We start from the raw sequence: 9,994 nt of genomic DNA on the forward strand, positions 1-9,994 counted from the left end.
TTACGCCTGATGGCCTGAGCTGAAACCGTGTTGGGCCGCACCGTTGCGATCATTTTCGTATCCGGCTTCCCCGGTCGGGTCGCCGCCGGCCACTTCGACGGGAGCCGCGAGGACCTTCCGGGTGGCCAGCAGAACCAGCAGCGCGGCGACGCCGCCCGCCCCCGCGACGGCGAAGCTCGCCGAGGTCCCGCCCAGTTCGACGGCCGGTCCCGCCACTCCCGTACCGAAGGCCGTGCCGACACCGAAGGTGGTGACGAGCCAGGAGAACGCCTCCGTGACGGTGCCGCGCGGGGCGTGCCGGTCGACCACGATGAAGGCACAGGCCAGTGCGGGCGCCAGGAAGACCCCGGCGAGGGCGGCGAGCGCCGACATGGCCACGACGCCGGGCGTGAGCATCAGGGGGAGATAGCCGGCGGCGAGCAGACCGGTGATCCACAGCAGCCTGCGTTCGGGGGTGCCGGTCCACTGCCGGGCCCCGTACACGAGGCCGCCCACCAGCGCGCCGAGACCGAGCGCGGCCATCAGCCAGCCGTACACGGACTCACGGCCCTGGTCGTCGGCGTACGCGACGCCGGCGACGGTGATGGAGCCGAGCGCCAGGCCGATGAAGAGGAAGGCGGCGAGGAGCGCGAGAAGGCCGGGTGAGCGCAGGGCACCGAGCCAGTGCGCCTCCCGGGGCGCCGAGCGCCAGGCGCGCGAGGGTTTGGAGAGCACGACGGTGAGCGCCCCGACGACGCCGATGGCGTTGATGACCAGGAGGGCGGCGCCCGGCGACCAGAGCGCGACGAGAAGGGTGACGAACAGCGGGCCCGCCGTGAACATCACCTCCTGCGCCACGGCGTCCATGGCGTACGCCCGGTGGACCCGGTCCTCCCGGCCGAGCACGCTCGGCCACAGGGCCCGCAGGCCGCCTTCGAGCGGCGGGGTGAACAGCCCGGCGACGACCACCGCCGCGAAGGCGAGGGGCAGCGGGTCGATTCCGGTGAAGGCGAGGAGGACCATGCCGAGGGCGGAGACGACGGCGGCGGGGAGTTGGACGCGCGGCTGGCCGACCAGGTCCACGGCCCGGCCGAGCAGCGGCTGGCCTATCGCGGTGGAGAGCCCGTAGACGGCCGTCAGGACGCCCGCGAGGGAGTAGCTGCCGCCCGCGTCGCGGGTGAACAGGACGATCGCGATATGGCCGGTGGCGCTGGGCAGCCGGCCGACGAGCGTGCCGGTGAGCAGTCGCGCGGCGTGCGGTGCCTTGAGAATGTCCACATAGCCTGCGGCCATGACTCCCCTTTTCGCTCCCCCGGTTCACCCGGCACAAGCAAGTTGTACGTATAACTTCCGACGTCATACGTACCATGTGCGCAGCCCACGGGTCCACCGGCTCGCGGGTCACACATCCGGGCGCCCCCGCCCGCGGCAGTCGGCACGGAGGACGAGAACGATGGCAGAGCCGCCCGGCACGGCCGCCCGGCCGCCCGCGAGGCCGACCAGCAGGGACGTGGCGCACGCGGCCGGGGTGTCGCAGGCCACCGTGTCCCTCGTCCTCGGCGACAAGTGGCGCGGCCGGGTCTCCGAGCGCACCGCCGGGCTCGTCCGGGACACCGCGCGCGACCTCGGCTACCGGCCGAATCTCGCCGCCCGCAGTCTCCGCCTCGGCCGGACCAGGACCGCGCTGCTGGTGGTGCCCGCGCTCACCCACGAGTTCTTCGCCCGCGTCTACACGGGCGCCGCGTCCGTGGCCACCGAGCACGGCTTCGGGGTGGTCCTCTATCCGTCGCCCGACGGCATCGGGCCCGCCAAGGACCCGTTCGCGTCCGCGCGGGCGGCGCTGGACGGAGTGATCGCCTCGTCCATCGCGGCCGAGGCGCTCGCCGCGATCCGGGGCACCGACCTGCCACTGGTCATGCTCGACAGCGACCCCGCCGGCTCCGGCGCCGCCGCACACGTGAACCTCGACATCGCCGACGCCATGCGGCAGGTGACGGGCCATCTGCTCGGCCTCGGCCACCGCCGCATCACCCACCTCGCCTCGGCCGTGACCTCCTGGACGTTCACCGTGCGCGCCGACACGCTGGCCGAGGCGGTACGTGGCGTGCCCGGAGCCCTCGTACGCACCGTGCCGTCGGCCCTGGAGGTGCACGCGGCGCGGGAGGCCGCCGAACGGGCACTCGACGGCCCCGGACCGCGCCCCACCGCACTGATCTGCGACAGCGACGTGCTGGCGGCGGGCGCCGTCAAGGCCGTACGGAAACTCGGCCTGCGGGTGCCGGACGACGTCTCCGTCACCGGCTTCGACGACCTGGCCCTCGCCACGGCCGTGGAGCCCGAACTGACCACCGTGCGGCTGCCCGCCGAACGGGTCGGCGAGCACGGCATGTCCGCGCTGCTCGCCATCCTCGACGGCCGCGAGCCCGAGAACACCGTGCTGCCCGTCTCACTGGTGATCCGCGGCTCGACCGCACCCCCGCCGGGCCCCTGACGGACCGGTGCCCCGGACCGCACGGGCGGCCCGGGGCACCGGAAGAACCTCGCCGCTCACTCCTCCGCGTCGCCGGACTCCTCCGACTCCTCGGTGTCCGACGGAGCGTCCGTCGGCGTGGACGCCGCGCCGTCCGCCTCCAGCAGGCGGGCGAGCTGACGGCCGACGACACGCTTGAACTTGCGCTGCTGCGGCCGGGTACGGTCCAGGACCGCCACCTCCAGCCGCTCGGCGGGGATCTCCCGCTCACTCCCGTTCGTGTCCCGGGACAGGGCCTGCACGGCCAGCTTCAGCGCCTCGGCGAGGGACATCCCGTCCCGGTGCTGCTGGTCCAGGAACGTGCTGATCTGCTCGGAGTTGCCACCCACGGCGACCGAGCCGTGCTCGTCCACGATCGACCCGTCGTGCGGCAGCCGGTAGATCTGGTCCCCGTCGGCCGTCGGACCCACCTCGGCGACGACCAGCTCCACCTCGTACGGCTTCTCACCGGCACTGGAGAAGATCGTGCCCAGCGTCTGCGCGTAGACGTTGGCGAGCCCACGGGCCGTCACATCGTCGCGGTCGTAGGTGTATCCGCGCAGATCCGCGTAGCGGACGCCACCGATGCGCAGATTCTCGTACTCGTTGTACTTACCGGCGGCGGCGAAACCGATCCGGTCGTAGATCTCGCTGAACTTGTGCAGCGCGCGGGACGGGTTCTCACCGACGAAGACGATGCCGTCGGCGTACTGCAGCACAACCAGGCTGCGACCGCGGGCGATGCCCTTACGGGCGTACTCCGCCCGGTCGGCCATGGCCTGCTGGGGTGAGACATAGAACGGCGTCGACACCGGCTATCCGTCCCTTCCTGTCAGTGACATGTCTATTCGGCGGAGGAGGCCGGGCGTCAGAGCAGCTCGGCGCGCGGGCCGTCGGGCTGTTCCAGCCGGCGCTCGATGATCGAACGGGCGACCTGCGAGGACTCCTCGTCGGTGACCCTGCGGAAGCCCTCGTCGCTCATGATGTTGACGATGGGATAGATCTTGCGGGCCACGTCCGGGCCGCCGGTGGCCGAGTCGTCGTCCGCCGCGTCGTACAGCGCCTGGATGACGAGGGTGATGGCCTGCTCCTCCGTCAGCCCCTCACGGAAGAGCTTCTTCATCGCACCGCGGGCGAAGAGCGAGCCCGAGCCGGTGGACGCGTACCCGTGCTCCTCCGAACGGCCGCCGGTGACGTCGTAGGAGAAGATGCGGCCCTTCCCGCGGTCGACGTCCCAGCCGGCGAAGAGCGGGACGACGGCCAGGCCCTGCATGGCCATGGCGAGATTGCTGCGGATCATGGTGGAGAGCCGGTTGGCCTTGCCCTCGAAGGAGAGCTGCGCGCCTTCGACCTTCTCGAAGTGCTCCAGCTCCAGCTGGAAGAGCTTGACCATCTCCACGGCGAGACCCGCCGTGCCCGCGATACCCACGGCCGAGTACTCGTCGGCCGGGAAGACCTTCTCGATGTCGCGCTGCGCGATCATGTTGCCCATGGTGGCCCGCCGGTCACCGGCGAGGATGACCCCGCCGTCGAAGGTCACGGCCACGATCGTCGTCCCGTGCGGCGCCTCGATCGCACCCTGGACGGGCGGCAGCACCCGATTGCCGGGCAGGATCTCCGGCGAGTGGACGGACAGGAAGTCCATGAACGAGGCGGACCCGGGCGTCAGGAAGGCAGCCGGTAGACGCCCGGTGCTACGAGTGTTGGCTTCCACGCGTTTCCCTCCAGGTATGCGATGGCACGGCGCAGGGTGTCGGGATCATCCCCCAACTTGCCAATGGCCGAATTGCAGTTGAAGCACAGTACGCCTCGGACCCTACCCGTCTCGTGGCAGTGATCCACATGCGCGGCGGGAGCAGATAGGCAGATGACACAGATGCCCATCTGCGACGAGATCATCTCGTCGCGCTCCGCCATCGTGATGCCGTACTTCCGCTTGAAGTAGCTTTCCTGGTTCCGCTGAGCCCGGCACAGCTTGCAGTAGCTCGCATAGCCGTCCGACGACGTCGGGTTGAGTTCCCACTCCGCGTAGCTCTTGACCTCGCCGCACTGCGGACAGCGTTTGTGCCCGCGCGGCACGGGGACTTTCACCCGCACCGCGCGCCCCTTCGCCTCTTGGCTCTGACGGTAGTAGTTGGCGGCGCACTCCCTGCAGTACACCTGGAGTCCGTCGCTCATCGAGCGATTACCCGCAAACGCCTCTCGCTCCAGCAACCGCTGACACCGAGGGCACTTCTTGCCATCGCCCGATTCGGACATTCGCTAACTACTCGCCGCCCTTCTGAACAAATGACCTCACGAAGTCCTCAGCGTTCTCTTCCAAGACGTCGTCGATCTCGTCCAGCACGGAGTCCACGTCGTCCGACAGCTTCTCCTGGCGCTCCTGGAGGTCCTCGGACTGCTGTACGTCCTCGGTCTGCTCCTCGGCGTCCTCCGTGGAACGCGTCGCCTTCTGCTGCCCGCCGCCGGTGTCCTTGGTCGCCATATCCCTCACCCCGCTCGGTTCGCCCCGCTCGATGTGACCTTCAAGATCCGACCCTACAAGCAGGCTCGGACATCGGCCCCGCAGTTCGTACAACGTCCGGGGGCCACCTCCATGATTCCCGGACCGGGGCCATTTCAGCCGCCCGAGAGCACCCGGACCAGGTCTTCGGCCGTGCGGCACCGGTCCAGGAGCGCTTTGACGTGGTTGCGCGTGCCCCGGAGCGGTTCCAGGGTCGGTACCCGCTGGAGCGAGTCCCGGCCCGGCAGGTCGAAGATGACCGAGTCCCAGGAGGCCGCGGCCACGTCGTCCGCGTACTGCTCCAGACAGCGGCCCCGGAAATAGGCGCGAGTGTCCTCAGGAGGCTTTGTCTCGGCCCGTTCGACGTCCGGTTCGTCCAGGAGCCTGCTCATCTTGCCGCGGGCCACCAGACGGTTGTACAGGCCCTTCTCGGGGCGCACGTCCGCGTACTGGAGATCGACCAGGTGCAGCCGCGCCGCGTCCCACTCCAGGCCGTCCCGGCGGCGGTAGCCCTCCAGGATCTCCTTCTTGGTGACCCAGTCGAGTTCGCCCGACAGGCTCATCGGGTCGTTCTCCAGCCGGTTGAGCGTGTCCTCCCAACGGCCCAGTACGTCCCTGGTCTGCTCGTCGGCGTCGGCGCCGTACCGCTCCTCGACATATTTGCGCGCCAGTTCGAAATACTCCATCTGGAGCTGCACAGCGGTGAGTGTCCGCCCGCTGCGGAGCGTGATCAGACGGCCCAGGGACGGGTCGTGCGACACCTGGTGAAGCGTGCGTACGGGCTGGTCCACGGCCAGGTCGACATTGATGAACCCGTCCTCGATCATGGACAGGACCAGGGATGTCGTCCCGAGCTTGAGATAGGTGGAGATCTCCGAGAGATTCGCGTCGCCGATGATCACATGGAGCCTGCGGTACTTCTCGGCGTCCGAGTGCGGCTCGTCCCTGGTGTTGATGATGGGCCGTTTGAGGGTGGTCTCCAGACCGACCTCGACCTCGAAGTAGTCGGCCCGCTGGCTGATCTGGAATCCGTGCTCGTGGCCGTCCTGGCCGATGCCCACCCGGCCGGCGCCGGTGACGACCTGCCGCGAGACGAAGAACGGCGTCAGGTGCCGCACGATGTCCGAGAACGGGGTCTCCCGCTTCATCAGGTAGTTCTCGTGCGTGCCGTACGAGGCGCCCTTGTTGTCGGTGTTGTTCTTGTAGAGCAGGATCGGCTGGGCGCCGGGAAGCTGTCCGGCGCGCTCGGCGGCCTCGGCCATGATGCGCTCGCCGGCCTTGTCCCACAGGACGGCGTCACGCGGGTTGGTGATCTCCGGAGAGCTGTATTCGGGGTGCGCGTGGTCGACGTACAGCCGCGCGCCGTTGGTGAGGATGACATTGGCCAGCCCGATGTCCTCGTCGGTGAGCTGGCTGGACTCGGCGGCCTCGCGGGCGAGGTCGAAGCCTCGTGCGTCCCGCAGCGGGTTCTCCTCCTCGAAGTCCCAGCGGGCGCGGCGCGCCCGGTGCATCGCCGCCGCGTAGGCGTTGACGATCTGGGACGAGGTGAGCATGGCATTGGCGTTCGGTTGGCCGGGGACGGAGATCCCGTACTCCGTCTCGATGCCCATTACTCGCCGTACGGTCATGCGGCCCTCCTTGCCCGGCGGCGCTCCCCTTCGGGAACGGCGCTCAAGTACCGCTGTCTCTCCGGTGCGTGTGCGGTGCCCGTCCCCGCACTGCGCGACGCGGCGGTACCGAAGAGCCTAGAACGCCTCTGCACTGGTGGGGAGATCGTTTCCGTCATTGGCCTGGTGTCGTGAAAGGTACGGGGAAAGCAACCGGCTGCGGATGCCCGTCCGGACATCCGCAGCCGGTCTGTGCCTTACAGGTACTGTCCGGTGTTCGCCACCGTGTCGATGGAGCGTCCGGTGTCCGCGCCTTGCTTTCCGGTCACCAGGGTGCGGATGAAGACGATCCGCTCGCCCTTCTTGCCGGAGATGCGGGCCCAGTCGTCCGGGTTGGTGGTGTTGGGCAGGTCCTCGTTCTCCTTGAACTCGTCCACGCAGGCCTGGAGGAGATGGGCGACGCGGAGTCCTCGCTGGTTCTCGTCGAGGAAGTCCTTGATGGCCATCTTCTTGGCCCGGTCGACGATGTTCTGGATCATCGCGCCGGAGTTGAAGTCCTTGAAGTACAGGACTTCCTTGTCGCCGTTGGCGTACGTGACCTCGAGGAAGCGGTTCTCCTCGGACTCGGTGTACATCCGCTCGACGACCGACTGGATCATGCCCTGGACGGTGGACTCGGGCGAGCCCTTGTGCTCGGACAGGTCGTCCTCGTGCAGGGGCAGCGAGGACCGGAGGTACTTCGCGAAGATGTCCTTCGCCGCCTCCGCGTCCGGACGCTCGATCTTGATCTTCACGTCGAGCCGGCCGGGGCGCAGGATCGCGGGGTCGATCATGTCCTCGCGGTTGGAGGCGCCGATGACGATGACGTTCTCCAGGCCCTCCACACCGTCGATCTCGGCGAGCAGCTGCGGGACGATGGTGTTCTCCACGTCCGAGCTGACGCCGGATCCGCGGGTGCGGAAGAGGGATTCCATCTCGTCGAAGAAGACGATGACGGGAGTGCCCTCGCTGGCCTTCTCACGGGCACGCTGGAAGACCAGGCGGATGTGCCGCTCGGTCTCGCCGACGTACTTGTTGAGGAGCTCGGGGCCCTTGATGTTGAGGAAGTAGCTCTTTCCCGCGGGCCGGCCGCTGACTTCGGCGACCTTCTTGGCAAGGGAGTTGGCCACGGCCTTGGCGATGAGTGTCTTGCCGCAGCCGGGCGGACCGTAGAGCAGGATGCCCTTCGGCGGGCGCAGTTCGTGCTCTTTGAAGAGGTCCGGGTAGAGGTACGGAAGTTCGACCGCGTCCCGGATCATCTCGATCTGGCCGCCGAGACCGCCGATCTTGGTGTAGTCGACGTCCGGGACCTCTTCGAGGACGAGTTCCTCGACCTCGCTCTTGGGAACCACTTCGTAGACGTAGCCGGAGCGCGGTTCGAGCAGGAGGGCGTCGCCGGCGCGGATGGTGATGTCCAGCAGCGGCTCCGCGAGCCGCACCACCCGTTCCTCGTCGGTGTGCCCCACGACCAGGGCGCGCTCGCCGTCCTCAAGGATCTCCTTGAGGGTGACGATGTCCCCGGCCCGCTCGAACTCCATGGCCTCGACCACGTTGAGGGCCTCGTTGAGCATGACTTCCTGGCCGCGTCGGAGCTCTTCGAGCTCGACGCCGGGGCTGACGTTCACCCGGAGCTTGCGGCCCCCGGTGAAGATGTCGGCCGTGCCGTCCTCGTTCGCATGCAGAAAGACGCCGAAGCCGGCCGGCGGCTGTGCGAGCCGGTCGACCTCTTCCTTGAGGGCCACGATCTGGTCGCGGGCCTCTCGCAGCGTATTGGCGAGCCGCTCATTCTGCGCGGACACACCTGCCAGGTTCGTCTGCAGTTCGACGATCCGCTCTTCGAGAATCCTCGTATGACGCGGAGAGTCGGCGAGCTTACGTCGCAGGACGGCGATTTCCTGCTCGAGATAGGCAACCTGGCCGGCCGGGTCTTCAGACCCTCGTCCGGGCCGGATGCCGCGGTTGATGTCGTCGTCGTGGGCTGCCACGGTCCTCACCTCCTCCAAGGGGAGCTGGACGCTTCCTGACCCTACCTGGGTAGGTGGTGATTAAAACCCCTAGATCACAAAGACTGTCGGGGCGTGTCCGATCTTCACCCTTGCGCTCTCCCTCACGCCAGGGGAATACCCACCGTTCAACATCGGAAAGCGGCCGGTTGTATCGTCGAAGTGTTCAACACCCGTCAGGGCTGGCGTGACTTGCCAGAGATTGCCTCATCCCACGCAAGAAACGGCAGGAGATATGACCGTGCAGCAGCAGGCTCCGACCGACGCAGTCACCGAGGGCGGCGAGCCGCTCGAGGTCTGGATCGACCAGGACCTCTGCACCGGCGACGGGATCTGCGCCCAGTACGCGCCCGACGTCTTCGAGCTGGACATCGACGGCCTCGCTTATGTGAAGAGCGCCGACGACGAACTTCTGCAGTCCCCCGGCGCGGCCACGCGCGTGCCGCTGCCGATCCTCAAGGACGTCGTCGACTCGGCCAAGGAGTGCCCGGGCGACTGCATTCATGTGCGGCGCGTTTCGGACAGTGTCGAGGTGTACGGCCCCGACGCGGAGTGAGCGTCCCGGCGGGTGGGTGACTCGGGGGTTACGCCGACGGCGTACCCCGGAGCGAGGTGACCCGGTGTGATCGGTTCAGACGCTCTGTGACTCGTTCCGGGCGCTCCGTACGAAGGCGCCGTTCTTCCACTGCCAGGTGAGGCTCTGCTCCTCGTCGGGGCAGCAGCCCGGGACGTCCGGGCCCGAGTACCCGAGGAGCCATGCGCGGACGAGGCCGTCGCGTATTTCGAGGTCGGCGACGGTCTGCCGGTCGGCGGGGTCCACCAGGGTCGCCACGATGCGGGGTGCGCCGGCGTCCTTGGTCGCTGTGAGTACGTACACACCGTGGGGCGGGGTGCCGGAGCCGGCGTCGCAGCGGGCGGCGGCCACGGTCTCGGGGCGGCCGTCGCCGTCGAGGTCCCCGGTGGCTTTCTTCGTGACCAGTGCTTTCGCGCCACCGCAGGCGAGGGGGAAGTCCACGGCGGCGGTGTCGGGCGCGGGCAGCGGCGCCGTCTTCGGGGCGGTGCGTCCGGCGGGTCCGGAGCCTGACTGGTTGGCCGTGGCGGCGTCGGGCTGGAGCAGACCGGCGGCGGCGACCACGGCGGCCATCGCGGTGGCGGTGGCGAGCCAGTGCACGGGACGCGGGCGGGTGTGCGCGAGGTCCGGGACGTCGGAGATCTGCACGCGGTGTCTCCTGTGAAGGCAGTGCCGGTGGGGGTGGCGTGAATCGTGCCACACGTCACAGTGCGGCGGAACAGCGGGGTCCGTAAGGTCAACGTAAAGACGCCGCCGCCGAGTTCGCGTCGGACGGACGTGAAC

10 protein-coding genes are annotated in these 9,994 nt (G+C 68.7%); 2 read left to right on the top strand and 8 right to left on the bottom strand.

Translation table 11 applies throughout. The annotated features are described in order from the left end of the window. Entirely contained in the window at nucleotides 1–1,272 is a 1,272-nt protein-coding gene (locus ACFUN8_RS24480) for an MFS transporter (protein WP_383641418.1), read from the bottom strand. Nucleotides 1,273–1,432: 160 nt separating this feature from the next. On the opposite strand from ACFUN8_RS24480, the gene ACFUN8_RS24485 reads away from it, so the two are divergent. Further along, nucleotides 1,433–2,470 (top strand): LacI family DNA-binding transcriptional regulator, encoded by a 1,038-nt coding sequence (locus ACFUN8_RS24485; RefSeq protein WP_383641421.1) that lies wholly within the window; start codon nucleotides 1,433–1,435, stop codon nucleotides 2,468–2,470. 56 nt (nucleotides 2,471–2,526) lie between these two features. Here ACFUN8_RS24485 and prcA read toward each other — a convergent pair whose 3' ends face one another. From prcA to arc, 6 genes are all read right to left on the bottom strand, one after another. Further along, nucleotides 2,527–3,300: a proteasome subunit alpha gene (gene prcA / locus ACFUN8_RS24490; protein WP_382566360.1), complete on the bottom strand. Its 774-nt coding sequence runs from the start codon at nucleotides 3,298–3,300 to the stop codon at nucleotides 2,527–2,529. 56 nt (nucleotides 3,301–3,356) lie between these two features. Next, on the bottom strand, nucleotides 3,357–4,202 hold the full coding sequence (gene prcB, locus ACFUN8_RS24495) for a proteasome subunit beta (RefSeq protein ID WP_382566359.1): 846 nt from the start codon (nucleotides 4,200–4,202) through the stop codon (nucleotides 3,357–3,359). Beyond that, nucleotides 4,154–4,747 (bottom strand): endonuclease VII domain-containing protein, encoded by a 594-nt coding sequence (locus tag ACFUN8_RS24500; protein WP_383641424.1) that lies wholly within the window; start codon nucleotides 4,745–4,747, stop codon nucleotides 4,154–4,156. Before ACFUN8_RS24500 ends, prcB begins: the two co-directional genes overlap by 49 nt. Before the next feature lie 7 nt (nucleotides 4,748–4,754). Further along, nucleotides 4,755–4,973, bottom strand: a complete 219-nt coding sequence (locus tag ACFUN8_RS24505) for a ubiquitin-like protein Pup (RefSeq protein ID WP_382566357.1) — start codon at nucleotides 4,971–4,973, stop codon at nucleotides 4,755–4,757. A 134-nt stretch (nucleotides 4,974–5,107) separates the two neighbouring features. Beyond that, nucleotides 5,108–6,619 (bottom strand): depupylase/deamidase Dop, encoded by a 1,512-nt coding sequence (gene dop, locus ACFUN8_RS24510; RefSeq protein ID WP_383641427.1) that lies wholly within the window; start codon nucleotides 6,617–6,619, stop codon nucleotides 5,108–5,110. 236 nt (nucleotides 6,620–6,855) lie between these two features. Beyond that, a complete protein-coding gene (gene arc / locus ACFUN8_RS24515; protein WP_383641430.1) occupies nucleotides 6,856–8,622 on the bottom strand; it encodes a proteasome ATPase in 1,767 nt (588 codons plus the stop codon). A 253-nt stretch (nucleotides 8,623–8,875) separates the two neighbouring features. Between arc and ACFUN8_RS24520 the strand changes: the two genes are divergently transcribed. Then, nucleotides 8,876–9,196, top strand: coding sequence for a ferredoxin (locus ACFUN8_RS24520; protein WP_354603285.1), 321 nt, complete (start codon nucleotides 8,876–8,878; stop codon nucleotides 9,194–9,196). Between the two features lie 75 nt (nucleotides 9,197–9,271). Here ACFUN8_RS24520 and ACFUN8_RS24525 read toward each other — a convergent pair whose 3' ends face one another. Beyond that, nucleotides 9,272–9,859 carry a hypothetical protein gene (locus ACFUN8_RS24525; protein ID WP_383641433.1) on the bottom strand — a complete coding sequence of 196 codons (588 nt, stop codon included), beginning with the start codon at nucleotides 9,857–9,859 and terminating at the stop codon, nucleotides 9,272–9,274. Between the last annotated feature and the right edge of the window lie 135 nt (nucleotides 9,860–9,994).

It is taken from the genome of Streptomyces sp. NPDC057307 (assembly GCF_042667665.1).
Lineage (GTDB): Bacteria > Actinomycetota > Actinomycetes > Streptomycetales > Streptomycetaceae > Streptomyces.

Excerpts from the sequence above, each read along its gene's own strand:
- dop (WP_383641427.1), bottom strand. The coding sequence starts at position 6,619 with ATGACCGTACGGCGAGTAATGGGCATCGAGACGGAGTACGGGATCTCC.
- ACFUN8_RS24505 (WP_382566357.1), bottom strand. The coding sequence starts at position 4,973 with ATGGCGACCAAGGACACCGGCGGCGGGCAGCAGAAGGCGACGCGTTCC.
- ACFUN8_RS24520 (WP_354603285.1), top strand. The coding sequence starts at position 8,876 with ATGACCGTGCAGCAGCAGGCTCCGACCGACGCAGTCACCGAGGGCGGC.
- ACFUN8_RS24480 (WP_383641418.1), bottom strand. The coding sequence starts at position 1,272 with ATGGCCGCAGGCTATGTGGACATTCTCAAGGCACCGCACGCCGCGCGA.
- ACFUN8_RS24500 (WP_383641424.1), bottom strand. The coding sequence starts at position 4,747 with ATGTCCGAATCGGGCGATGGCAAGAAGTGCCCTCGGTGTCAGCGGTTG.
- ACFUN8_RS24485 (WP_383641421.1), top strand. The coding sequence starts at position 1,433 with ATGGCAGAGCCGCCCGGCACGGCCGCCCGGCCGCCCGCGAGGCCGACC.